A 25330-nucleotide genomic window follows, 5' to 3' on the forward strand; every position below is an offset into this window, starting at 1 on the left:
GAATTGGTCGTGCCCGTTCTGGTGGCGCTGGTGCTCATTGCGCATATTTCGCTGCTGGCAGAGCCGGCACGACAGAAGTTCAGCGCAATCTTCCTCGCGGGCGCTGGCGCTGCCTATCTCAGCGGTGGTTTTGGGCTATGGGAGTTTGTGTTTTGCACCATCATGACAATCTTGGCATATGTGGGGCTGTCCAACTACCGAGCCCTGGCTATCGGATGGCTGGCACATACTATCTGGGATTACCTGCATCATCTTTACGGTAATCCGATTATTCCATTTCAACCAATGTCGTCTTTCGGTTGCGCGATTTGCGATCCGGTGCTCGCGATATGGTATGTAATTGGCGCTCCATCCATTTGGGCCATCTTCAAACGGTCGCCGCAACGATCCAGCTATGGTGGATTACAGTCCAGTCGGGGTGATGTCGATGGCTGATCAGGCGACACATCTACAAGTAGTAGGCAAACTTGAGCTCGATCAACTGAAACGTCTGGAGATTCTGTCGATAATCGAGGCCACAACGCTGCTGTTGCTGCTCGGTGTTGCTGTGCCGCTGAAACATGTGTTTGGCTGGCCGCTTGGGTCGCAGATTCTCGGCCCGGTTCACGGACTTGTCTTCCTTGTCTACCTCTGGGGCGTGATGCAGGTGATGGCGGGTGGTGGGTGGCGGTGGGTCGAGATGGTGCGCCTGTTTATGATCGCGCTGATTCCCTTTGGTGGTTTTTTCAACCTGCCTCTTCTGCGACACAGGGCAGCACAACTGCGTGGCATGGCGCAGCCATCATGAGTCTTGCCATGCTCTATCCCTGGCTGAAGGCGGTGCATCTTGCCGCAGCGATCATCTTTGCAAGCGGCGTGCTCGCAGTCGCGATGCTGCTTGCCGCGATGCTCGCCGACACAGCAAGCACTGCCTTGCTGGCGCGAGCTGTGCGGCGATGGGATCAGGTCGTGACGGGACCTGCGCTGTTCATAGCGTTGGCCTGCGGCTTGGTGCTGGCAGTCAATGGCCATTGGTTCGATGCCGCGTGGCTGCACGTCAAACTTGTCTTTGTGATGGTGCTTGCCAGCATCCATGGTTATCAGGCTGGTCTACTGCGTCGGCTTGTGGGTGGCGCAGCGTTGAGGCGGCGGCGATCAATGCCCCTCGTGCTAATTTGCACCACCGCCATTGCTGTGCTTGCGGTCGTAAAGCCGTGAATGCCATTTCAACAATTTGACTCTGATCAAGGGCTGCCATGCATTACCCAGATATCAGGATCTGCACTACCGTCATGGAACTGGTGTGCGACTGTTCACCGAAGTATCTTTTCAACCTGTGAGGCGCACCATCGCACACGGCACGTCTGAACTTTCTGGGCGGAAATCTTGACCTGCAATGTTTGTTGTCACCTGGACAGCGTGCTGTCGTCCGGAACGCGCCAGCCTAGACTCGCCAATTTGAGCAGGCTTTGGATGATGCCGATGATCTGCCGCAGCGCAGTCCAAACAGATTCCTGATGGTCAGACAGAATTGAATGGCGGCATCACTATCGGTTTGCGTCCGCACTTACCCAGTGGCATTGCTTGCCATGACAAGTTTGTGTCTAGCCAGATGAACAGGGCATCGCGCTCCCTACAGGCTTGGTTGTAAGCTTCCCGTTGGTGATTCGGTAGCGTTTTGGGCGAGCTTGGTTACGGTGTTATCAGGCCAAGCCGCAGCGCGGGCGGATTTGTGCAACAGAGCCGTGCGCAGCTACATATGGATAAATGCAATTTGCATTTCACCTGAAAGGTTCAACTGTATTGGATCGGGTGCGCGGGTTGAATTAACGTGTTGTCAGTATTCAATCTGCTTGGTCGAATGGAGCTGCAGCGCCTACTGCGGCAAATGGGTGAGGATCGCCCGATAGAATACGAGTCATGAATTGGCGCTCTCGCGCCACAATCAGATCAATGAATTCTTGTGCGCCGTGCATGGCCTGGAAAGCTGCAAAGCCGCGCTCCAGCGATTGCTGCAGCTCCTCCAGGCCGGCAAGTTTTGCGGGCAGGCGTGACATCATCAGCAGGGATTTGATCAGCGGTTTGTGAATCAGGCCATCCAGATCTTGCCCCAGTTTTTCGGTCAGATCGATTTGCCGGGCTCGTAATTCACCATTGTCACAGCGGCGGTATGCCGCGCAGTAGTTAGCCTCATCGATATGGTCTGCTCCCATCTCATCGAACAGCATCCGGGCGAGGCGCTCATCCAGCTCCTGGCTCAGCTGGTTCAGGGTCAGGGCATCGCTTAAAGGGGCAACCATGTGCCGAGGTAGCAGCGTCTGCAGCTTGGCATGAACCCGTTCGATCTGCTGATCACGCAGGCTGAAGTCCTTCGCTGCGTAGACATCACATAGGAAGTACTCGGTAGCGGCATGATAACGGGGGTGATTGAGCAGGTCACGGTGGCTGGTGGCCAGGCGATCGGCTTGCCATTGTGTGACTTTCAGGTGATTAGGTGTCTGCATGCGTATTCAGTGATGCTCGGATTGGGTTTTGAAAGGTGCAATCAACCTTGAATTGGTCTATGCCGAAGTATCACAGCCTGGTCGAAAGGCTAAGTATATCGGCCCCCGATGGTAGGCGAGACTGGCTGAAAATGCCATGAATCCGCTGCCACGAGATTGACATTGATCAACGCCGGCAAGATACTGGGTATTGATAATAAGTAAATCAGAATAAGCAATAAAACCTGCTGCAAGGCGCTATAAATTGAATTGTCCGCCATTCGGATGTAATTGGTAGATTGGGTATTCAGAAGGGCTGTACCGTTTTAGTTCTATTGACACGATTTCAGGGTGCGTTGGCTGTTTTTTGGGGTTGGTATCGATGCTGCAAGCCGCTTGTATGGCCGTCATGCGGCGTGCTTTGCACTTAGATGCCAAACGCAGGGAGCGCCCATGCGGATCTGGCAATCTTGTCGACAGAGCCTGATGCTGCGGGCAGACGTCAATAGGGTATGAGTTAGGAGAAGATCAATGAAATCACTTAAGAAAAATGCGCCGCAGAAGCAGTTGACCTCGGTTATCGTCGATTCTGCCAATCAGATCTGGCTGGCTGGCCTGGGCGCATTGGCTCGGGCACAGGTGGAGGGAAACAAGGTTTTTGATGCCTTGGTGGATGCTGGTAGGAAGATCGAAGAGGAAGGCAAGCGCATTGCTGGTGAGCGCGTGGGCGAAGCTGCGGGCAAGGCGGTGGAAACCTGGGACAAACTTGAAACGGTCTTTCAGGATCGTGTTGCCCGTTCTCTGTCACGTTTGGGGGTGCCGACGGAGTCAGATGTCAAAGCGCTCAGCAAGCGAGTGGATGAGTTGACCAAGAGCGTCAATGCACTGGTCAATCAATCGACAACCCAATCAGAAGCCAAGCCCAAGGCAGCAGTGAAGGCGGCGCCAAAGGCCGAAGCCAAGCCTGCCGCCGCCGCACCCAAACCGTCGGTCAAGAAGGCGGCTGTCAAAGCCGAAGCCAAACCGGAAATCGAAAAAGAAGCGGTAAAACCAGCCAGCAAACCGGCTGCCAAGCCGAAGGCGGCAGCGGCGGTGCCCAAGCCAGCAGTCAAGCAGGAGGCGGTTGAAGGCGAGGCCCAGCCTGCAGTGAAAAAAGAAGTGGTGAAGTCAGCCAGTAAGCCTGCTGCCAAACCTAAAGCGGCTGCGGCCCCGGCGACCAAGCCTGCCACCAAACCTGCTACGGCAAAGGCCGCAGCCAAGGCGACAACAGCGGCCAAGCCAAAGGCAACACCTACAGCGCCGTCTGGCGAGGGCGGAAACGCTTGATCTGTGGCTGAAGTGGGGTGGTTTGCTTGGTAATCAAGTGCAAATCACCCTAGCCATTCAGCACAAGGGCTTGATGAAGCCGTATGAGTCTGATCGGACGCGCCCCGTCTCGGAGAGGGATGGCGCGACGCTTTGACGTGAAAAGATCCGCATGAATCGACACAAATCGACATTTGCACCACGCGCAGATGGGCGCCCCCGAATCGGGTTGAATCTGGCTGGCGGCGGCCCGCTGGGTGGCATTTACGAAATCGGTGCACTGTGTGCTTTGCAAGAATCCCTCGATGGCATTGATTTCAATGATCTCGATGTCTATGTCGGGGTGTCTGCTGGTAGCTTGGTTGCAGCAGCCATGGCAAATGGCTACTCACCCACCGAGATGTACCGGATCTTGATCGATCAGGATCCGCGCTATGATGATCCATTCCGCCCCGAGCTGTTTTTACAGCCTGCCTATCGTGAGTATTGGCAACGCGCGTTGACCATTCCCAGGGCGTTGTTCGATGCTGCATGGCGCATGGTGACCCGATCGGAGGACGTGAGCCTGCCTGGGGCTCTGTCCACCTTGGGGCGAGCAATCCCAACGGGCATCTTCGATGTCGGGGCTATCAGTGAATACCTGGCCAGGGTGTTTTCCGCACCGGGGCATTGCAATGACTTCCGCCAACTTGAAAAATGCCTTTATGTGATTGCAACGGATCTGGATACCGGGCGATCCGTGAAATTTGGTGCGCGGGGGCATGATCATGTCCCCATCTCGACCGCTGTGGCGGCGTCGTGTGCCTTGCCTGGGCTTTATCCGCCGGTTGAGATCGATGGCAATTTCTATGTGGATGGTGCGCTGTTGCGTACATTGCATGCATCGGTGTCGCTGGATGAAGGGGCTGAGTTTGTCATCTGCTTGAATCCACTGGTGCCTTACGATGCCAGGCAGTATCCCAAGATCGGGTCAGTCCACCACGACAAGCTCACTGCAGGTGGGTTGCCGCTGGTATTGTCACAGACCTTCCGAGCCATCATCCACTCGCGCATGAAAGTGGGGATGTCCAAATATCGTGCGCTTTACCCGCATGCAGATGTAGTGTTGTTTGAGCCAAGCCATGCTGATGCGGAAATGTTCTTTGCCAACGTATTCAGCTATACCGATCGACATAAGATTGCCGAACATGCCTATCAGCGAACCAGGCAAGACCTGTTGGCCCGCTATGAGGAGCTGGCACCGGTCTTCACCCGCCATGGCATCGAGATCCGGCTGGATCATTTGTTGGATCAGGATCGGGTACTGAGCGACATGGTCAAACAGGCTCACGCCAAGCGATCAACCACTGAGCGCCTGAACGACACGCTGGATCAGCTTGAGCGATGGCTGCAGTACAGGGCGAAAGCGGAACCGCAGGCTGCTTGATGCCCGCACTGGATACCCCCGCCGTCGGCGGGTTCGGTAAAGAAAAATGCAGATCGGCCTATACAGTAATTGTGCATTCGCACATGTATAGGCCTTTATTTTTTCAGAGGCAGTGCCTAGTCTGAAATCAAACCCTGGGTTCTGCTGACATGATTTCATCGTCCACCTTGGCCTGATTTTGGGCTGGAGCCTGGGTGCAAAGTGCGGTGCATGGCGATCTATGCAAGTGGTTTGCAGCAATGGTACCAACCCAAAATCAGGTCAACCCGGTGGGCCGAACCGAGTTTGGGGCCGCCGCCATTGTCTGCTGCTGGTATGGCTTGCCAAGCCGCACTCGTGATGCCTACTTAGCCCCAAAACGCAGGGCTGTGCGGGCGATGAAACCGTGTCAACGGAACCTAGGTCATCTGCAATGTCTGTCGAGCCCACTGAAACACCTAAAATTGCGTTGGTATTGTCCGGCGGCGGCGCGCGTGCCGCCTATCAAGTCGGGGTGCTGCGGGCAATCGCCCATATGCTGCCCAAAGATGCCAGGAATCCATTCAAGATCATCTGTGGCACTTCTGCCGGGGCATTCAATGCCATAGGCGTGGCCATGGCAGCCAAGCAATTTCGAAACGGCATCTGCCGTTTGGATTACCTCTGGAAGAATCTGACCCCGGACAAGATCTATCGCACGGATTTCATGTCGGTATCCAGCCATATCTGGCACTGGATCTTGTCGATATTGCTGGGCGGTTTTGGCAAGCACAATCCCCGATCGTTGCTGGATAATGCGCCATTACGTGTGTTGCTGGAAAAGAATTTCGATCTGGCCGGGCTGGAGACAGCAATTGAGTCCGGCTCGTTGCACGCCTTGGCTGTGACCGTGTCCGGATTGACTTCTGGGCAATCCGTCACCTTTTTCCAGGGGCAGACAACGCTGGCAGGCTGGAATCGGGTGCATCGACTTGGCGTGCCGAACAAGATTGTCATTGATACCATCATGGCCTCGTCAGCCATTCCTTTTGTGTTCCCTGCCGTGCATCTCAATCGTGAATATTTCTGCGATGGGTCCATCCGTCAAACTGCCCCGATCAGCCCGGCGCTGCATCTGGGGGCGGACAAAGTGCTGGTGGTGGGCGTCAGCCGCCAGATCCGCTCCAATCCCGAGCGCATCAAGAGCACAGGGTATCCATCCATGGCGCAGGTGATCGGCCATCTGTTGAACAGTGTCTTTCTGGATGGGATGGCAGCAGACCTGGAGCGACTGGAGCGGGTGAACCGGACAGTGCAGTTGATTCCGCAGCAAACCAAGGATGAAACCAATTTCATGCTGCATCAGGTGGATGTACAGGTCATCCATCCCAGTCGGGATCTCGATGAGGTCGCATCCCGGCATGTGCACCGCTTTCCGCCGATGATCCGCTTTCTGTTGCGGGGCTTGGGGGGCCTGCGGCGCCGAGGGTCGGTGCTGGCCAGCTATCTGCTGTTCGACAAGCACTATACCCGGGAGCTGATCCGCCTGGGTTACGATGATACGATGAAGCAGAAAGATGACATTCTGCGCTTTCTGAATCATGCTGAGCCCAGCCCTGCAACCCATGCCCAATCACAAGCGGTGGCAGCCGAGATGGATTAGGTTCGCGTCTCCATGTAAACCAACGCAGACCATGGCGCCAGCCCAACGGGGCCAGGGTCTGATTCGCCACAAAATGCGCGTTCGTTGTTACGGATCAAAATATTTTCCCATGTGTTTTGTAAAACTTGGAAACGGTCACGGGGCTCCGCTGACAGTGTCTTGTTCCTCTGTCGAAGCGGGTGTGGTATGACCAGATACCGCATGCGTTGATGGCAGACAATGTCGGCTGGCGACAATGCAACCCAGGCTGACCGTTGCAGGCTGTGAAACAATGCCGAGCAGGGCTTGACCGGCCCGCATCAAAACAACAATCACTGGGAATACAACGTGTATAACAAGATCCGTGTCCTTTTGGGCTCAGCAGGCGTGCCGCCTGGTGATACCGCCGAAGCATACGAGTGGGAACGACGGCTGCATTGGCTGATGCTGTTCGTGGCCATGCTCGCATTGCCGACCTATTACCTTGAAGAAATCGCCATCGGTGATCAGCTGCATCAAGTCGGACGCTGGCTGGATGCGCTGATACTCGCTGCCTTCTCCTTTGAGCTGGTGTGGATGATGCGCGTGGTCAAGCAGCGCCGCCGCTACCTGCTGCACAACTGGCTTGATGTCTTGATCATCGCCGCCAGCGCCGCCAGCTTTTTCGGTATTGGCACCGAGTGGGTTGCGTTGACCCGGGTGCTGCGTCTGACTGCCGTGGCCATGATGATCATCCGGGTGATGAGCTCGGTGCGACATCTGTTTTCACCCGATGGCCTGCCTTATGTATTGCTGTTCGGTATTTTGACCATGCTATGTGGTGGGGCGGCGTTTTATTGGCTTGAGCCGACGATCCACTCTTTTGGCGAAGGGGTGTGGCTGGCATTCACGACCGCAGCAACTGTCGGATATGGTGACTTGGTGCCGACCGAGCCCGCATCACGTGTCTTTGCCGTCATACTTGTCCTGGTGGGCTACAGCATGCTGGGCATGGTGACAGCCAGCATTGCGTCGATATTCATTGGTGAGGACGAGAAAACACTGCGAAGGGAAATGCATCGGGACATTCAAAAACTGCAAGGTGAAATGCAGAGTATGCGAGAAGAGTTACGTGCAATGCGGGAACTTCTCATGCACAATCAGCGACCAAGCTGCGATGAGTGAGCGTTTGCCAGCACGCCGTCATCAGCTAAGATGGGCGCTTGGGATCGCTGTGCTGATCCGTTGCCATCAGTTTGTTCGCGGGCCTGACAGCCGCCTCTAATGGCGGTCGTGGCGCCAAGCCCTGGTGGTGCTGGCTTTACTTCTACTCTATATTCACGGACATCATGTTACTCAAGCTGATTCCTTCTCGCCGACTTGGCAATTTCCTCGGTTTTTTGGTGTGCGCCGGTTTGATCGGCTATGCGCTCTATCTACAGTATTACCAGTTCCAAGTGCCGTGCCCACTGTGCATCTTGCAGCGTATCGCGGTGATCGTCATGGGTGTCATGTTTCTGTTGGCCTCAGTGTTCCACCCTAAAGGCCAGATGGGCGCAAAGATCTGGGGGGGGCTGATTGCCATCCCGGGCTTGCTGGGCTTGGGCGTGGCCGCCAGGCATCTGTATATTCAGAGCCTCCCGCCTGACAAGGTGCCAGCATGTGGGCCAGGGCTGGAATACATGCTGGAGACCATGCCCTGGGCTTCTGCATTGGCCAAGGCGCTGCGCGGCTCTGGTGAATGTGCTGAGGCCAGTTGGCGGTTGCTGGGCTTGACCATTCCTGGGTGGATGGCGGTCTGTTTTGTGGGTTTGCTGACCTATACCATATTGGTGGTGTATAAAGATCTCAAGCACACCGCACAGCGATGAGGCATGTCAGACCAACCCGCCCCTCCAGCGGAGTCGATTGATGATCCCGCACCCAGCAAGCCAGGCCTCATGGCCCGCCTGCTTGGGCGCATCCGTCCTGGCAAACAGACCGAATCCGAGAGCGATGCGTCACCTGTAGTGGGTGATGCATCGGCAGCCAAATCCTCCCTCCTCAGCCGCCTGTTCCGGCGGAAACCGGCAGCAGAAGCGGCGGTGTCAGCTTCTGAAGGCAGCCAAGCTGATAGCCCGCCGATTCAACCCGCCAGTACTCCTTCTGCTGACATTTCCGACGAGGCAGCCCAACCTGCAGGTGGGGTGATGGCATTGATCCGCTCGCATCTGATCCTGATTCTGATCCTGGCAGGCGTGGTGTTGGTGGGGGTATTGATCATCTTGATCGTGCTGGTTGTCGTCAAGCGCCATCAAGCAGCCGCACCCAAGCCGGTCGCTGCTGTATCCGCCCCTGCCAAACCTACCCCGACCGCACCGGAAAAAGCGCAGGTCGGGCATCAGCAAGGGGGGCATGAAGTGGCGGCGCATCCATCTGAACATGGCTCGTCAGTTGCCTCTGATACCAGCCATGGCAAAGCGGACGATGGCGACGCCCACCCATCACCTGCGGGTGGTGAGCCAAAGGTAGAGGCGGTTGCCACCGATCATGGCACCAAGCCCGCAACCGAGCCGTCGGAAGACCCATTGGCGGAGGCGCGTAGGCAGCTTGAGTTGGAGCGGGCCAAATTGGAGGAAGAGAAGAAGGCACTGGCGGATGAGCGCAAGGCGCTACAGGCGCAACGTTCTGGCAAAGGCAATCCGGCTGGTGCGGTATCCAAGCCATCCCTGATCGGTGACTGCAGCTTGACTGGAGGGGACACGGCCACAAGGCGCGAAGCCCTGCGACGTTGCCTGGGCTTGCCCGACAAGCCAGTAGAAGCGGAATCGGCTAAGCCGGTTGAGCCGGCAGATGACAAACACGACGAGAAAAAAGCAAAGCCCAAATCCGCCCAGGATGCCCATTACTGACCACCCAGCCAGCTTGTCGATGATCGACCCTGGCCGTGACAATGCATGATCTGCCCACCTACAAAACAAAAACGCCACGGCGTGTGCAATCGCCATGGCGTGTTGATCGCGGCTGCTTATTGGTCTGTCCGTGTTGTTTCTATTGACAACTAGCTGACTGACCACTTGTTTTTACCGCTTGCTTACCTCGGTTGTTCTGTATGTTTTCGCTGATTGTATACAAAAGTAAAAGATGTGCAACCGTAAACTTTTGCAGTAGTTTACCTCTGCGTGGTCGGATGCCATTTGATTCCATGGAGTATTTGTTGCTTTAGGGCCGCTGGGAGGCTTATCCAGCGCTGACTTTGTCTGTTGGAGAGGTTGGTTTTAGCGTCAATATTGTAGTTTTTGTATACAAAAAAATGATGTTTTTTGGTCAGTAATGCTTCAAACTGCTTCCAGGCTGGATCGAAATCGCCCCCCCATCATGGCCGATTGGCGTTGTGCGCCGGCCCGGGGGACAACATCACTTGGAGAGCACCTGTCATGTCCAGTTTGAACAGGGTGCAGCAAAGCACCTTGACCGCCACCGCTACCGAGGCGTTACGAAGCCGTATCCTGTCTGGGCATTACCCTGAGGGAATGCAGTTGCGGCAAGAGGCCATTTCACGGGATCTGGGCATGAGCCGCGTCCCGGTGAGGGAGGCATTGCGCCAGCTGGAGGCCGAAGGGCTGGTCAATATCGTGGAGCACAAGGGTGCCGTTGTTACCACGCTGGTGTTGGAAGAGGTGGTCGAGTTGCTGCGAATTCGGGTCTTGCTGGAGTGTGATCTGTTGATGGATGCCGTGCCACGGCAGACACAGCAGGACCTGGATGTGGCCGAAGCGGTATTGCAGGCATTCGATCAGTCGATGGCTGCGCGTGATGTTTTGCATTGGGGGACGTTGAACGCGCAGTTTCACCTGGCGCTGTATCGACCGGCACAACGTCCGCATACCTTGGCATTGATCGAGCAGCTTCACAACCGCACAGAACGTTACACCCGGATGCAATTGATGTTGACCGATGCCAGCGGCAAGGCGCAGATGGAACACATGACCTTGTTGAATATGTGCCGTCACAAGGATGCCATTGGGGCTGCGGCATTTTTGCGACAGCATATTCTGGGTGCCGAGGCCTCGTTGGAGGCATACTTCCGCAAGCAGCAGGCCAGTTGAGGGCGCCTTGAGTGTTGTTGGGGGAGTAGTCGGCGTGGCCGACCAGGCCCACCACACACGATGTGATGGGCCATGGGACTGCGGCAGCCGCGCCTGAGCTGGCTACTTATTTCTTTGCTGGCGCCTTCTTCGGCGTGTACATCACCCGTTCCAATGTCGAGTCGGCAATGGCATGCCAGCCATGCTGCAGCTTGCGGAATTTCAGCCATTCCACATAGATCTTCTTGAATTTCGGGTTTTTCTCGGCTTCTTCGTCGTACAGCTTGAATGCTTCTGCCTCTGCCGCCGCGAGGATATCGGCTGGGTATTGGCGCAGCTTCACGCCATTACCAAGTAACCGCACCAGTGCAGCCGGGTTTTTGGCGTCATATTCGGAAAGCATCACCAGATTGGCTTCGGCTGCCGCCACTTCGAATGCAGCCTGGAACTCCTTGGGTAGTTTGTTCCACTGATCGAGATTGACGTAGAACGAGACTTGGGGGCCCGGCTCCCACCAGCCTGGGTAGTAGTAGTTTTTGGCCACTTTGTAGAAGCCCAGCTTTTCGTCATCATAAGGGCCGACCCATTCGGCTGCATCGATGGTGCCTTTTTCCAGCGCAGGGTAGATATCACCACCTGCAATGGTTTGCGGCACCGCACCCAGGCGTGCCATGATCTCGCCGCCGATTCCTGGTATGCGCATCTTCTTGCCCTTCAGCTCGGCCAGAGATTTGATTTCGTCGCGGAACCATCCCCCCATCTGCGTGCCAGTGTTGCCACCCGGGAACTGCATGATGTTGTATTCCTTGAACAGCTCGCGCATCAGCTGCAGTCCTCCGCCAAAATACATCCAGGCGTTTTGCTGACGAGCGGTCAGGCCAAAGGGCATGGAGGTGTCGAAGGCAAAGGCCTTGTTCTTGCCGACATAGTAATAGCTGCAGGTGTGTCCGCACTCCACAGTGCCTTGCTGAACGGCGTCCATCACCTGCAGGCCGGGAACCAGCTCGCCACCTGCATAGACGCGGATCTGGAATTTGCCTTCGGTGATCTGTGCGACACGGTTGGCCAGGGTTTCGGCTGCGCCGTAGATGGTATCCAGGCTCTTGGGGAAGCTTGAAGCGAGCTTCCATTTCACTTGCGGCTCGGCTGCCATGGCTGGTGCAGAAACGGCTGCTGCCGCCAAACCGGCAGTGCCGGCCTTTTTCAGAAATGAACGACGTTCCACGTGTGGGCTCCTATGGATTGGAAATGGATTGGGGTCGTACCGCCTGGGCATTGCTGATACGGGCCAGGAACTGCAACAGCAAAACCCAGGTTCAATCAGGGCGTGTTTTTGGCTGCTTCCTCCATCAATGCAGATGCGGCATCTGGCTGTTCAGCCTGGTCCGGTGCTGGCGTGGTGGCTGGGTCAGGGTTGAGTTGGGTTGCATGGTCAGGGGCATCGGTGCTGGTATCGGGGGCTTGTTGGAACAATAGATCAGCGTTCTCACTGCCCTTGGCCGCAGCGGGATGGTGGCCGACCAGCTCCGGAAAGCTCAACACCAACGCAACCATGATGATCTGGATGCCGACAAATGGAATGGCGCCCCAGTAGATGTCCGTGGTCTTGATGGATTTGGGTGCGACTGAGCGCAGGTAAAACAGTGCGAACCCAAATGGTGGATGCATGAATGAAGTCTGCATGTTGACACCCAGCAGCACGCCAAACCACACCAGGTCAATTCCCAGTTTTTGTGCCACGGGCGCCAGCAGCGGTACCAGGATGAAGGCGATCTCGAAGAAATCGAGGAAGAAAGCCAACACGAATACCAGCAGATTGACTACGATCAGGAAGCCCAATTGACCGCCAGGGATGGTTTCCAGCAGCCCTTCGACCCACTGATCGCCATCTACGCCCAGAAAGGCGATACGGAACACCCGTGCGCCTATCAGGATGAACACCACAAAAGTGGATAGCTTGAGGGTGGATTCCATCGCCTGACGGGTCAGGCTCAGGTTCAGACGGCCATTCATCATCGCCAGGATCAGAGCCCCCACCGCGCCCATGGCGCCGCCCTCAGTAGGGGTGGCAATGCCGAGGAAGATGGTACCCAATACCAGAAAGATCAACACCAGTGGTGGCAATAGCGAGGTGCCGACCCGTAACAACAGCTTGCTACCTTTGAGTGTGCGCGCTTCGGGCGGGAGGGCAGGGGCAAAGTCAGGCTTGACCAGGCTGACCATGAATACATACAAGGCGTACAGACCGGTCAGCACCAGACCTGGAACCAGCGCACCCTCATACATATCCCCCACCGAAGTGCCGAGCTGATCTGCCAGTACGATCAGCACCAGGCTCGGCGGGATGATCTGCGCGAGTGTGCCAGATGCCGCAATGACCCCCGTTGCCAGCCGGGCATCATAGCCATAGCGCATCATGATAGGCAGTGAAATCAAACCCATGGAAATGACCGAAGCCGCGACCACGCCTGTGGTGGCGGCCAGCAGGGCGCCAACAAAGATCACCGCATAGGCGAGGCCGCCTCTGACGCGACCAAACAGCTGTCCGATGGTGTCGAGCATGTCCTCGGCCATGCCCGAGCGCTCCAATATCAATCCCATGAAGGTAAAGAAGGGGATCGCCAACAGCGTGTCGTTCTTCATGATATCGAACACCTGCTGGGGCAGAGCCTGCAGCAGGCTGGGCTGCAGCAGCCCCATGTTGATGCCGATGATGGCGAACAGCAACCCCACTGCGGATAGCGCAAATGCGACTGGATACCCTATCAGCAGGAAGACGATCAGCGACAAAAACATGATCGGAGCCATTGATGCATGGGTCATGATGCATCCCCTTGCGGGGCGTGGCTCTTTGAGTCTGCCGGGTTGGGGATGAGATCCTGCAGGAAGGCGATGCGTTTGATGATCTCAGAGCAGGCTTGCAGGATCAGCAGGCCAAACCCGGCGGGAATCAGCACCCACACTGGCCATCTGATCAAGCCGCCCGCATCGGGGGACATTTCGTTCGAGATGATGGCGCGAGTCACGAATGGCCAGCTGTAATACACAATCAGGCATGCCATGGGCAGCAGGAAAAAGATCGCTCCCAGGATATCGACCCAGGCCTGCTGACGCGGGCTCAGCCTGCCCACGATCACATCGATGCGGATGTGCTCGTTACGCAGCAAAGTGTAGGCGGCACCCAGCAGGAAAATCGCTGAAAACAGATACCACTGGATTTCCAGAAATGCATTCGAGCTGATATCGAAAGCCTTCCGGATGATGGCGTTGCCCGCGCTGATCAATACCACCATCAGCACCAGCCACATGGCAGATTTGCCAACGAACTCGGTCACGGCATCGATCCACCGTGAGAGCTGCAGCAGGAACTTCATGAAACGACTCCTCTAGCTTGATTTGGAACAGACACGGGGTTGTTCGGTAGGCACGTTGCGTAGCGGGTGTCATAGTCCATTCGGCAGCGGGCAGGGCCGACGGGGCGTCGCCCGTCATAGCGCAAGCTTCTTCTGTCGTGGATGACCGACACATCGCAAACATTCGTGCTCTTGTGCAAAGCGTGAGTTAAGCCATGGATGTCACCCATTACCTGCAACGCCCAGGCTGTGATCTCAGGTGTGGGTACAAGAAGTCGACCAACCTGGATGATCAATCGGGCCACGGTGAGGCAGTAGGTGTCACCGAGCTGCTTTGTCATTGTTATATTTTTGTCATTGTTATATTGAGTTGGCGCCTGCATTTGCGGGGCGGGACAGGCGACAACGGCATGCGTTTTATTACCGCCATTGCAAATAATACGTGGAGAGCGGTGATCAAAGCGCAGTTGCAAATGATCATACGCAAAAAGTGTGGCTTGGCAACAGTATTTTTCTTGTGGATTTCCGAAGTCATATATTCGGAAGTTTGATTTTCAAAATAAGATTTATTGCATATTGTTAATTTAAATATTCAAATCAATTCATTAGGTTTAATGCTGCAGCTGCAGTAATTTGCTGCAGTGCAAAAATGGCCTGTGGTTTTCCGAATGCCGATTGTGTGATTGATCGTAAAAGCGTGGCTGTGTAGTTCAAATCAAAGCAGGAGTGCTTGGTCGAGGCATTTATTGCCTAGAATGGTTAAATGCAAGGGTGAATGAGGTCGCCAAGTGATGGGGGAGCATCTGAGAGGTAACGTTTTGCAGCGTTGCGGGTGGTGGCTTCTTCTTCATCTTCTGATCAACCTGCTGAGCATGGGCTATGCGCATGCTTCAACTGTGGTATTGAACGATGCAGGAAAAGTGATCTCCTTGGGGCCGTCTTTGTCGGTCTATGTTGACCCGGCCAACCAGCTGCCGTTCGAAGCGGTCCGCAGCTTGCCACCCGAGGTGTGGCAACCTGTTCAGGACAATACCCCCAACTATGGCTACAGCGCAAAGGGGTATTGGTTTCGCACCCAGCTCAGGCTGCAACCGGGCTTGCCGCGCAATTGGCTGATCGAGGTCGGCTATCCGGTGCTTGATCATGTCGAGTGCTGGCTGATCCAGCAAGGCCGCATCGTTGCCCACTGGCATACGGGTGATGATGTGCCGTTTTCGCAGCGCCCGGTTTTTCACCGCAACTTTCTTTTCCCTATCGAGCTGACGCCTGACAGCGAGTACCAGCTGTGGCTGAATGTGTCGTCCCAAGGCACGGTGCAGCTCCCCATCACTTTGCAGACGCCTGCTCAGTTCATTGAGGTCGAGCAGGCTCGCCTACTGCCGCAAGCGATCTATTTTGGCATGCTGATCGTGCTGCTGATCTACAACGCCTTCATCTGGATCAGGATTCACGAACGTATCTATTTATATTACATCACCTATGTTGCGGCGATGTTGCTGGGCCAGATGGGTATTCAGGGGCTGGGTTACCAGTACCTGTGGTCAGGCAATATCTGGTGGCAGGATAAGTCGATGGCGGTCGTCACGGCGTCGTTTGTCACATTTGTCAGCTTGTTCACCGACGAATTCCTTCGTTTGTGGCTGAGTAAACCCTGGCTATCGAGGTTTTTGCGAGGCCAGGCTGGCTTGGCTGCCTTGATCGCCCTCGGCGCATTGTGGTTACCCTATGCCGTGATGATCCGGGTGGTTGTCATGTTGGCGTTGTTGGCGACAGTCGTTTCTTTGTTCTCTGGTTTGCTGAGCTTGAAGCAAGGCAGTCTGCCGGCCCGCTATTTTGTTGCCGCCTGGAGTTTGTTTCTGGGTGGGGTCTTGCTGTACGCCCTGCAGAAATATGGCCTGTTGCCACGGAATTGGATGACTGAATACGGCGTGCAATTGGGCTCGGTCTTTGAGGTGGTGGTGGTATCGATTGCGCTGGCTGATCGGATCAATCACGAGCGACGCAAGCGCTATCTTGCCCAGAAGACAGCCTTGGAGGAGGCGCGGCACCGGGCAGTGGCGGAATCGAGGCTGTTGTATCAATCCCTGCATGACAGGTTGACTGGCAACCCCAACCGGGTGCTGTTGGAACAGGCATCTGGCGCTATTCTGGACAGGGCGACGCAGTCAGGACAGTTGGCCGCCTTTCTGCTGATCAAATTTGCGCAGTTCCACGAAATCAACAATACATTGGGCCATCAGGCGGGTGATGGCTTGCTCAAGCTGGTGGCGGATCGGCTGGATCAGGCCGTGGGCAGGCTGCCTGGCATCGAGATGCTGGAGACGGGCTCGAATGGGGCTTTAGCACATATCGAGGGAGTCAGTTTTGCGGCATTGATGGTGGCGGCCAGTGAGGCGGACATCCTGCTGAGCGCCAAAGAACTCGCCAGAGCCATGCGGGAAACCGTGCTGTATCTGGACATGGCGATTGATATTCCAGTCATGATCGGCATCAGCCTGTACCCCGCCCATGCAAAGGACTTCGACAGCTTGCTGCGCTGCGCGGAGGTTGCGGTCGAGATGGTGGTGCACAGTGAGCACGATGTGGTGATCTATTCTGACAGTGGAAATCGCTACAGTGCGCGACGGCTGTCGATGATGGGGGAGTTGCGCCAGGCGATGCAAAGTGATGGCGAGCTGACGTTGTTCTACCAGCCCAAGCTGGATCTACATACCCGGCAGGTCGTTGGTGTCGAGGCGCTGTTGCGTTGGACGCATCCTGTACATGGCAATGTGCCACCTGACCAATTTGTTGTCATGGCTGAACACACCGGCTTGATCAAGCCCTTGACCCAATGGGTCTTACAGCGAGCATTGCGGCAGTTGCAGCATTGGCAGTCCCAGGGGCTGGCCTTGGGGATGGCGGTGAATATTTCAGCGCGCAATCTACGAGAGGCACAGTTTTGCGAACAGCTCCTGGCGCAGTTGCATGCCGTGCAGATCAGCCCGGATACACTGACGCTTGAGTTGACGGAAACGGCAGTGATGTGTGACCAGGAAGTGGCGCTACGGGTGCTGCGCCATATCCGGGAGGCGGGCGTGCAGATCGCGATGGATGATTTTGGTGTCGGGCATTCGTCGCTGTCATACCTGAGTCAACTGCCCATCTGTGAGCTGAAGATCGACAAGTCCTTCATCTTTGCGTTGGATCGTCAGCCGGATGACACCGCCATCGTGCGCACAACCATCAATATGGCCCATGACCTGGGGTTGAGGGTAGTGGCGGAGGGCATCGAGTCCGAGCAGGTCTGTGAGCGATTGCAGGCCCTGGGTTGTGATCTGGGCCAAGGCTATCATATTGCCCGGCCCATGCCCGCAGAGCAGTTGGTGGCTTGGTTGCGCACCGTCCGCACCGAGTCGTAGCCTGCACCAAGAGCTGCCCATCCCGCCTTGGTCGGGATGGGCGTGGCACCTGGTTCAAGGCTGGGGGCGGGCCTCGCACAGCTGTGTGATCAAGGCAGCCAATGACATCCTGCCCAGGTCGATGCCTTCCCGTGTGCGGACGGCGACTTGCCCGGTTGCCTTTTCCTGATCACCCACGATCACCAGATAGGGCACTTTCTCCAGCGTTTTTTCACGTATCTTGAAGCCAATCTTCTCATTGCGCAGATCCAGCTCGGCCCGACATCCGGCAGCCTTGAGCATCGCCCATTGCTGCCGAGCGTAGTCCGCCTGGTGTTCGCTGATGGTCAGAACGGCGACCTGCACCGGTGCCAGCCATGCGGGCAGGGCACCGGCATGGTGTTCAAGCAGGATGCCGATGAAACGTTCCAGCGAGCCAAACAGGGCACGGTGCAGCATCACAGGGCGCTGCTTGTTGCCATCCTCGGCCACATAGTGCACATCAAAGCGCTCTGGCAGATTGAGATCCACCTGCAGCGTACCGCACTGCCACGCCCGGCCAATGGCGTCTTTCAGTATGAATTCCAGCTTGGGGCCGTAGAATGCACCCTCGCCAGGGCTCAGCGAATAAGGCAGGCTGAGCGAGCCCAATGCACTGGACAATGCAGCCTCCAGCCTGTCCCATAGCTGATCATCACCGATCCGGTTGGCCGGGCGAGTGGAAAGCCTGATGACCACATCCGCAAAGCCGAAGCCCTGGTAAATGGCCAATATCAGGCGGATCACCTGCCGGCACTCTGCCTCCATCTGTGGCAAGGTGCAAAAAATGTGTGCGTCATCCTGCGTGAAGTGGCGCACCCGCATCAGGCCATGTAGCGCTCCAGAAGGCTCGTAGCGATGCACCTTGCCGAATTCTGCCATTCGTAACGGCAGCTCGCGATAGCTGCGCAGGCCATGTGCGAACAACGAGATCGCACCGGGGCAATTCATCGGCTTGAGTGCAAACACGCGGGCGTCGTCGGTTTGTGTCGTGAACATATGGTCCCGATAGTTATGCCAGTGGCCCGAGATCTCCCACAACGAGCGATCCATGACATCGGGCGTGTTCACCTCGACATAGCCCTCGGCATCGTGCCGCTGCCGCATGTAGGCCAGCAGCTGCTGGAACACCGTCCAGCCTTTGGGGTGCCAGAACACTGCGCCTGGCGCATTGTCCTGAAAATGAAACCAATCCAGCTTGGCACCGAGTTTGCGATGATCCCGCTTGGCGGCTTCGGCCTGCTGGTGCAGGTAGGCATCCAATGCGGCCTGGCTGGGCCAGCAGGTGCCGTAGATGCGCTGCAGCATCGGATTGCGGGCATCGCCCCGCCAATAGGCACCTGCCACATGCAGCAATTTGAAGGCACCTATCCGGCCAGTCGAGGGCAGATGTGGGCCCCGGCACAGGTCTGCGAACCCGCCTTGCTGGTACAGCGTCAGCACCTCGTCAGCTGGCAGATCGGCAATGATGGCCTGTTTGTAGGGCTCCCTCTGCTCGCCAAAAAAAGCCAGAGCAGCCTCTCGTGACAATTCATGGCGGTGGATGGGCAAGTCCTCTTCAATCAGCTGCCGCATGCGGGCCTCGATCATGTCCAGATCAGCCATTGAAAACGGATGCTCACAGGCAAAATCGTAATGGAAGCCATCCTCGATGACCGGCCCAATGGCAAGTTGAGCGGCGGGGAAAAGCTGTTTGACCGCCATGGCCAACAAATGGGCGCACGAGTGGCGCATCAGCGGCAACGCCGCAGGGTGTGCTGCGGTGACGATGTCAACCGAGGCATCGTGATGGATGACCTGGCTGAGATCGACCAGCTGGCCGTCCACCAGGCCTGCCAAGGCTGCCTGCGCCAATTGCGGGGCGATGGCCTGGGCGATTTCGAATACGCTTGGTGCATGCTCGAATGACTGCACCGATTGGTCGGGTAAAGATATGGATGACATGGGGTTCTCCTGATCGGGTGATGTCCTGGCTGACTCACAGGATTCACACTCGATCACCGGAGGCAGCCATGTGGGTGGCTACCTCTGCACGCGCTAGGTAGCCGTGGAGGTGGTGGTCGTGGTGGTGAAGACGAACTGAACCGCGCATTGCAGCAGATCTGCAATGTGTTGCTGGCAAAGGCGCGAGTGCGCTTGGTGCGGAAAGCGGTTCATGTTTTTCAGCCTAGCACGAGCGTATCGGGCACTGCAACCTTGCCCGAGAAGCATCGCATGCGGTCAACACGACCATGGATGGTCGATGTAGGGTAAGGGTTGCTTCACAAATGGCGTGGTTATAGGCACCATGTCAACGGAATAATGGCGCATTTGCGCGGATGCCATTCATCCCTGATATCCTGAATGGCGCTGAGTCGAGATCATCGCAGTCAAACCATCAAACTTGTCATGAATCTATGGAAAAACGCTGAACCATGAGCGAAATACAGTCCCCTGCCGCCCCTCCACCAACCTTGGAAGACGTCGCCGCATTGGCTGGTGTGTCCACCAGCACCGTGTCGCGTTTCCTGAGCGGGGCGGTGCCTGTCTCCGAGCCACGCAGCAAGCGGATACAAGCAGCCATCGATGCGTTGCAATTCACACCCAATCTACTGGCGCAAAGCCTGAAAAAAGGGCGGGCCATGACCATTGGCGTGATTGCACACAATATGACCAGCCAGTACTTTTCGACCATCCTCACCCATATCGAGCATGCATTGGGAGAGGCGGGCTACGCACTGCTGATTGTCACTGGGCATTGGTCTGAAACCATTGAGGCGCAACGGATTGCACTACTGACGGCTCGCCGGGTCGATGGCATCATCTTGCTGGAGGGGCGGCTGCCTGACGAGCAGATTCTGCACCACGCCCGTAAGACACCAATTGTCGTGACCGGGCGACAGCTGGTGGGTGAGCAGGTCTATGGCTTCAAGTTGGACCACCGGGCCGGTGCGCTGCTGGCCGTAGAGCATCTATTGCAACAGGGGCATCGGCGGATCGCCTACATCGATGGCCCGCCAGGGCATGGGGATGCCACAGCCAGACTGAGCGGTTACCAACAGGCACTTGCCCAATATGGTGTGCCGTTTGACCCAGATCTGGTGGCGTGCGGCAATTTCCAGCAAGCGGATGGCCATGCTGCGACAACGCGGCTATTGAGCCAGGGCAGGGCTTTCACGGCCTTGTTTGCAGCCAATGACGAAAGTGCGTTTGGGGCTCGCCTGGCTTTGTTCGAGCAGGGTTTTCGAGTGCCAGATGACATTTCGGTCGTTGGCTTTGATGATATCCCTGGTGCCGCCTTCACCACTCCACCGTTGACAACGGTTCGCCAGCCACTGGCGGAAATCGGGGCCGCAGCGGCCAACGCGATGCTTGGTTTGTTGTCCAAACGCCCGATTGCAATCGACATTCCGCCATTTGGTCTGCAGGTACGGCGCTCAACCAAGCTTTGTCTTGCATCGTGAATCCCCGACCACCACCTTGTTGCGCGGTGGTGCTGGTGATCAAGTTTGTGGGCGAGGGGCTTGAAATATCATATATTGCCGCAATTAATTGTCTCTGAATCTGACACGAAGTGCAGTATATGAATCCAACTCAACCACACCCCTGCATCAAGCAGACGGTGGATCTGCCAATTCTGGGTGGTAACGTCATCGCCAAACTCAGTAGTTTTGACAACCTGAGTGATGGGCGTGAGCACATCGCCCTGCGACTGGGGCCGATGTCCGATGCAGTGCCATTGGTCAGGCTCCACTCGGAGTGTTTGACCGGGGACGTATTCGGCTCGCAGCGCTGTGACTGTGGCCAGCAACTGACCGAAGCGCTGTATCGGCTGAACGCCAGTGGCGGCATTCTGCTCTATCTGCGGCAAGAGGGGAGGGGCATTGGTCTGTATTCGAAGATCGATGCCTATGCCTTGCAAGCAGCAGGGATGGATACCTATGCCGCCAATCGTGCTTTGAATTTTGCAGATGATGAGCGCGATTACCGTTGTGCAGCAGAAATGCTGCAAGCGATGGGGGTCAGTGCCATCCGTTTGTTGTCCAATAATCCAGACAAGGCGCGGCAGCTGACCGCCCTGGGCATTACCGTGGTCGAGCGCCTGCCGACCGGTGTGTATGCAAACCAACACAATCATCCCTACCTGCAAGCCAAGCGGGTGTATACCGATCATCAGCTTGAGTTGGGTGCTGATCCTGGCTTTGATGCGTGAACTCAATCATCGGGAGTCTTGGCTACGGGGCGGTTGCCCGCGAACTGCCAATCATAGAAAGCCCAGGTTGGAGGTGGCGAAGCGCCCGATGTTGGGCAATACCAAGGGCAGGTCACTATCCGCCACCCCCAGCCAGCGGCCAAGCGTAGCGGCATACTGATCCACCGCGATACTTGGCAGCAGGCGGCCCGAGCCGACATCTTCCGCAGTCCCGAATTGGCTGATCGGCATCGTCCCTACAATCTGTTTGCCTTTCACTGCACCCCCCACCACGAACTGATGACTGCCCCAGCCATGGTCTGAGCCATCGCCATTGCTGGCCAGGGTTCGGCCAAAATCTGATGCGGTGAACAGCGTGACCTGATTGGCCAGGCCCAGCTGTACCGTGGCGTTGTAGAAATACTCGACTGCCTGTGCCAGTGTATTGTGCAAGCCCGCCTGCGTGGCCAATTGATTGTCGTGTGTATCAAAGCCGCCGAGGCTGACGAAAAAGACCTGCCGTTTGACACCAACGCTCTGGTTGATGCCGATCATCCGTGCCACGATCTGCAACTGCTGGGCCAAACGGTTACTGGCGAGATTGGCGCTGAGAGCCACCCTGGCATCGCTGGCGGGCAGCCCGGCCAATGCGGCATTCAGGGTGTTGAATGCATCGATTGATCGTTGTGTGATCCGATTGTGCTCATCTTGCAGCAGATGGCTTCGCGATTGCGTGATCAGTGCACGGAGTGCCTGACTGCCCGGCGTGCTGCCATACAAGGTGGTATTGAGGCTATTGATGCCGACGGGCCCGCTGCTGCCGATCTGGTACTGTTTGACCTTCTGGCCAGACAAAAATACGGCATTGGAAGCGGCAGAAACCGCTGTGAATTGCGCAGCCGTGTTCTGGCTCATCAACAGATCACCCATGCGCCCACCCCAGCCGATACGCGCACCTTCGGGTGACAGCGCCTGCCAGATGGCTTGTTGATCATTATGAGAGAACAGTTTAGGTGGTACCGGCACCTTGCCGGATCGATACTCGGCGGCATTGGCGATGGGGGCCACCAGTGTGCCGACATTGGCGACCACGGCGGCCTTGCCTTGTTCAAACAGCTTTTGCAGTGGCGCCAGCTCCGCAGGCACGGCAAATTGCCGGCCATCGGTGAGATTGCTGGCGTTCAACTGCTGCAGGCTGGCCAATGGCAAGGCCAGTGGGGAACGAGCGTTGCTATAGCCTTGGTAGGATGCGGCATCAAACGGAATGACCGTATTGTAATGATCGTTGCCACCGAGCAGAAACAGGCAGACCAGGGCGCGGTATTCGTCCGCCCCCGCTGCTGCAGCGTTGCCCATGGCAGCCAGATTCAAACCAAAGGGCGCAGCGGCGCCCAGGGCGCCAAGGGCCCCCAATTGACGTAGAAAGGCGCGACGAGATGCGTGATGCGTAGTCATGTTCTTTTCCTTGGCGGGTGATCAGCGCTGAATCAGGTAGTCTGATGAAACCATCACAAGATAGATGGCAGTCTGGACGCGATTGCGACGGGCTGTCGCAGCTTTATTGGCGTCAGCCGGGATGCTGATGGCAGCAATGGCGTCACGGATCAATTGCCGATTGCCAGCGTCAAGGCTGCCATAGCTCAGCATCAATTCCACCCGGCTGACCAGGGCATCGGCATTGTCTGCCAATGACAGCTCTGTGGCGTAATCTGGCGCGATATCCCGCACCCCGTTGGTCGAGGTGCCCACGCCTCTGGCGACGACATCCTGCATCAGGTTGTAGTACCCAACGACCGAGGTTTCATGGGCGATCTGGAATTCAGGTGCAACCATGTTTTGATCTGCGATGGTGGTGCCAGCGGGCACATAACCAGGCCGGAAGAAATTGAAAACCGACGGAGAGCGCAATGGCGTCTGCCCCAGGGATGAAGTCGGGCTGTCGGTATTGCCAATCAGATAGCGCCCGCTGGCTGATGGTTTGCCAAAGGCTCGCATCCAGTTTGCCAAGCGGACGACCGGCTCGCGGAGCTTGCCGCCGGTGGATGTGTCCATTAGCTTCAGGTCGCGTGCATCGTGGTCGAGCAAAATGGCCTGGATCACGGCTTTCATGTCGCCGCGTACACCTTGCCCATTGTTGGCAAAGACGGCAGCCACCCGTTGCACATAGGCAGGGCTGGGGTTGCTGGTGACCAACCGTTGAATCAGTTGCCTGGAGATGAACGGCCCAGTATTGGGGTGATTGAAGAGATGATCCAAGGCCAGTTTCAGGCTGTCCTTACCTGTGGTGCCCGCTGGGATGGTCAGCCCCAAGAACCGTTTTTCTGTGGTGGAGTGGAATTTGGGGTAGTTCTGCATCGGCAGGATGTCCCGATTGGGATCGATGTCGCCACCAAAGAAGCGTTTGTCCGATTGATCCGGCCCGCCCCAGCTCCACCCGGTGAATACCTTGGCCAAACCCGTGACATCTTCATTGCTGTAGGTTTCAATCGGCTTGCCGTTGGCCAATTTGACGGTGCCATCCGGGTTGAGCTCGTACAGGCCGATGGAGAACAGCTGCATGATCTCCCGGGCGTAGTTCTCATCTGGCACGCGGCCACTGGTGGCGTCTTCCTTACGGTTGCGTAGGTGGGATAGGTAGAGCCCCATCATCGGGTTGAGCGAGACGGCTTCCAGCAGCTCACGATAGTTGCCAAATGCGTGCTTGCCCAGCAAGTCCAGATAGGCGGCCACCCCGCGTGGGTATTCAGCTGGCGCGCCATCCACGCTGACGACGAACAATTCCGACAAGGCAAATGCCACACGTTGCCGTAGCTGATCCTGGCCCGCGGCTGCCTGCTTCCAGAAACTCTCATGCACCATGCTGGAGGTGGCTTTGTTACCCGCTGCAATCTGCTGATCGACATAGAGCTGATGTGCATTGCTGGCTGACATGGCGAATTGTTGGTCGAGCCAGCTTGTGTAGCCTTGTGGCGCAAGGCGCTCGATATCGCCGGGCTGGGGGCCGAAACTGGCTTGGGCCAGGAAGCGTGATGCTTCCGTCTGGGAGACAGGGCTGGGCGTGCTGGTTGGCGGTGGTGTGGTCGCGCCGGTGCTGCCGTTACTCCCGCCGCCCCCACCGCAGCCGGGCAGCAGCAGTGGCATGGTTGCCAGCAGGCAGACTGATAACATGTGTGTCCAGTGATGCTTTTTCTGCTTCATGCAGCTGTCTCCATGTATTGCAGCCCTTGGGTGCGGAATCAAAGGCATGGTCAGCCTGACCACATTGGGCATAGAGCCGTTGTCAGGTTGAATATTAGATAATGGTTAAATTTGGATTGTGTAATTTGAAGACATATTTTTCGGAACAAGGGAATGACAAACCAGCTTGGTCGGACAAATGGTGTGCTGTGCCGGATGGGTGACCAAGCGAGCAGAAATTGTCACATTCGGACAATTTCAAGTTGATGTTTTTATTTGTTTTGTTTCATGAGGCTAGGTGCCGTAGGTGACCAAATTGAGCAGAGGGTCTGACAACCCGAGCGCTGGTAGAGGATGAGCAAGCGTTTTTC

21 protein-coding genes and 1 pseudogene are annotated in these 25330 nt (G+C 56.5%); 14 read left to right on the forward strand and 8 right to left on the reverse strand.

Going from position 1 to position 25330, the window contains the following annotated elements:
* The 3 genes from HNQ59_RS11045 to HNQ59_RS11055 all read left to right on the forward strand — a co-directional run.
* The coding region (locus HNQ59_RS11045; RefSeq protein ID WP_343074246.1) for a DUF6010 family protein at positions 1-435 on the forward strand (435 nt) is incomplete at its 5' end.
* On the forward strand, positions 428-787 hold the full coding sequence (locus tag HNQ59_RS11050) for a DUF3817 domain-containing protein (RefSeq protein ID WP_246490960.1): 360 nt from the start codon (positions 428-430) through the stop codon (positions 785-787). The genes HNQ59_RS11045 and HNQ59_RS11050, both read left to right, overlap by 8 nt.
* A complete protein-coding gene (locus tag HNQ59_RS11055; RefSeq protein ID WP_184039058.1) occupies positions 784-1197 on the forward strand; it encodes a CopD family protein in 414 nt (137 codons plus the stop codon). Before HNQ59_RS11050 ends, HNQ59_RS11055 begins: the two co-directional genes overlap by 4 nt.
* A 191-nt stretch (positions 1198-1388) precedes the next feature.
* Here the strand turns inward: HNQ59_RS11055 and HNQ59_RS19655 are convergent.
* Together HNQ59_RS19655 and HNQ59_RS11065 are read right to left on the reverse strand one after the other, a co-directional pair.
* A pseudogene (locus HNQ59_RS19655) lies at positions 1389-1646 on the reverse strand (transposase); the annotation flags it as partial.
* Between the two features lie 177 nt (positions 1647-1823).
* Positions 1824-2483: a DUF8198 family protein gene (locus tag HNQ59_RS11065; protein WP_184039060.1), complete on the reverse strand. Its 660-nt coding sequence runs from the start codon at positions 2481-2483 to the stop codon at positions 1824-1826.
* 510 nt (positions 2484-2993) lie between these two features.
* Here HNQ59_RS11065 and HNQ59_RS11070 point away from each other — a divergent pair.
* The 7 genes from HNQ59_RS11070 to HNQ59_RS11100 all read left to right on the forward strand — a co-directional run bounded on the left by HNQ59_RS11070 (position 2994) and on the right by HNQ59_RS11100 (position 10860).
* The gene (locus HNQ59_RS11070) at positions 2994-3788 is read left to right on the forward strand and encodes a phasin family protein (RefSeq protein WP_184039061.1); all 795 of its coding nucleotides are present in this window, start codon (positions 2994-2996) and stop codon (positions 3786-3788) included.
* Positions 3789-3939: 151 nt separating this feature from the next.
* Entirely contained in the window at positions 3940-5193 is a 1254-nt protein-coding gene (locus HNQ59_RS11075) for a patatin-like phospholipase family protein (protein WP_184039062.1), read from the forward strand.
* A gap of 412 nt (positions 5194-5605) precedes the next feature.
* On the forward strand, positions 5606-6814 hold the full coding sequence (locus HNQ59_RS11080; protein WP_184039063.1) for a patatin-like phospholipase family protein: 1209 nt from the start codon (positions 5606-5608) through the stop codon (positions 6812-6814).
* A 327-nt stretch (positions 6815-7141) separates the two neighbouring features.
* The gene (locus HNQ59_RS11085) at positions 7142-7957 is read left to right on the forward strand and encodes an ion channel (RefSeq protein WP_184039064.1); all 816 of its coding nucleotides are present in this window, start codon (positions 7142-7144) and stop codon (positions 7955-7957) included.
* A 164-nt stretch (positions 7958-8121) separates the two neighbouring features.
* Entirely contained in the window at positions 8122-8643 is a 522-nt protein-coding gene (locus HNQ59_RS11090) for a disulfide bond formation protein B (RefSeq protein ID WP_184039065.1), read from the forward strand.
* Positions 8644-8646: 3 nt separating this feature from the next.
* A complete protein-coding gene (locus HNQ59_RS11095) occupies positions 8647-9663 on the forward strand; it encodes a hypothetical protein (protein WP_184039067.1) in 1017 nt (338 codons plus the stop codon).
* 525 nt (positions 9664-10188) lie between these two features.
* Positions 10189-10860 carry a GntR family transcriptional regulator gene (locus tag HNQ59_RS11100; protein WP_184039069.1) on the forward strand — a complete coding sequence of 224 codons (672 nt, stop codon included), beginning with the start codon at positions 10189-10191 and terminating at the stop codon, positions 10858-10860.
* Between the two features lie 106 nt (positions 10861-10966).
* Here the strand turns inward: HNQ59_RS11100 and HNQ59_RS11105 are convergent, their stop codons facing one another.
* The 3 genes from HNQ59_RS11105 to HNQ59_RS11115 form a co-directional block, all read right to left on the reverse strand.
* Positions 10967-12064, reverse strand: a complete 1098-nt coding sequence (locus tag HNQ59_RS11105) for a twin-arginine translocation signal domain-containing protein (RefSeq protein ID WP_184039072.1) — start codon at positions 12062-12064, stop codon at positions 10967-10969.
* 95 nt (positions 12065-12159) lie between these two features.
* Positions 12160-13662 (reverse strand): TRAP transporter large permease, encoded by a 1503-nt coding sequence (locus HNQ59_RS11110; RefSeq protein ID WP_184039075.1) that lies wholly within the window; start codon positions 13660-13662, stop codon positions 12160-12162.
* Positions 13659-14213, reverse strand: coding sequence for a TRAP transporter small permease subunit (locus HNQ59_RS11115; protein WP_184039078.1), 555 nt, complete (start codon positions 14211-14213; stop codon positions 13659-13661). Before HNQ59_RS11115 ends, HNQ59_RS11110 begins: the two co-directional genes overlap by 4 nt.
* 194 nt (positions 14214-14407) lie before the next feature.
* Here HNQ59_RS11115 and HNQ59_RS11120 point away from each other — a divergent pair, with 194 nt between their 5' ends.
* The gene (locus tag HNQ59_RS11120) at positions 14408-14743 is read left to right on the forward strand and encodes a hypothetical protein (RefSeq protein ID WP_184039081.1); all 336 of its coding nucleotides are present in this window, start codon (positions 14408-14410) and stop codon (positions 14741-14743) included.
* Positions 14744-15064: 321 nt separating this feature from the next.
* Entirely contained in the window at positions 15065-17593 is a 2529-nt protein-coding gene (locus tag HNQ59_RS11125; RefSeq protein ID WP_184039084.1) for an EAL domain-containing protein, read from the forward strand.
* Between the two features lie 54 nt (positions 17594-17647).
* On the opposite strand, the gene thrS is transcribed toward HNQ59_RS11125, so the two are convergent.
* A complete protein-coding gene (gene thrS, locus HNQ59_RS11130; RefSeq protein ID WP_184039088.1) occupies positions 17648-19555 on the reverse strand; it encodes a threonine--tRNA ligase in 1908 nt (635 codons plus the stop codon).
* Positions 19556-20025: 470 nt separating this feature from the next.
* Between thrS and HNQ59_RS11135 the strand changes: the two genes are divergently transcribed.
* Entirely contained in the window at positions 20026-21054 is a 1029-nt protein-coding gene (locus HNQ59_RS11135; RefSeq protein ID WP_184039091.1) for a LacI family DNA-binding transcriptional regulator, read from the forward strand.
* A 119-nt stretch (positions 21055-21173) separates the two neighbouring features.
* Positions 21174-21803 carry a GTP cyclohydrolase II gene (locus HNQ59_RS11140; protein ID WP_184039093.1) on the forward strand — a complete coding sequence of 210 codons (630 nt, stop codon included), beginning with the start codon at positions 21174-21176 and terminating at the stop codon, positions 21801-21803.
* 51 nt (positions 21804-21854) lie between these two features.
* On the opposite strand, the gene HNQ59_RS11145 is transcribed toward HNQ59_RS11140, so the two are convergent.
* Together HNQ59_RS11145 and HNQ59_RS11150 are read right to left on the reverse strand one after the other, a co-directional pair.
* Positions 21855-23237: a DUF1501 domain-containing protein gene (locus tag HNQ59_RS11145; protein ID WP_184039096.1), complete on the reverse strand. Its 1383-nt coding sequence runs from the start codon at positions 23235-23237 to the stop codon at positions 21855-21857.
* A gap of 21 nt (positions 23238-23258) precedes the next feature.
* Positions 23259-24980, reverse strand: coding sequence for a DUF1800 domain-containing protein (locus HNQ59_RS11150; RefSeq protein WP_184039099.1), 1722 nt, complete (start codon positions 24978-24980; stop codon positions 23259-23261).
* Positions 24981-25330: the final 350 nt, after the last annotated feature.

It is taken from the genome of Chitinivorax tropicus, assembly GCF_014202905.1.
Lineage (GTDB): Bacteria > Pseudomonadota > Gammaproteobacteria > Burkholderiales > SCOH01 > Chitinivorax > Chitinivorax tropicus.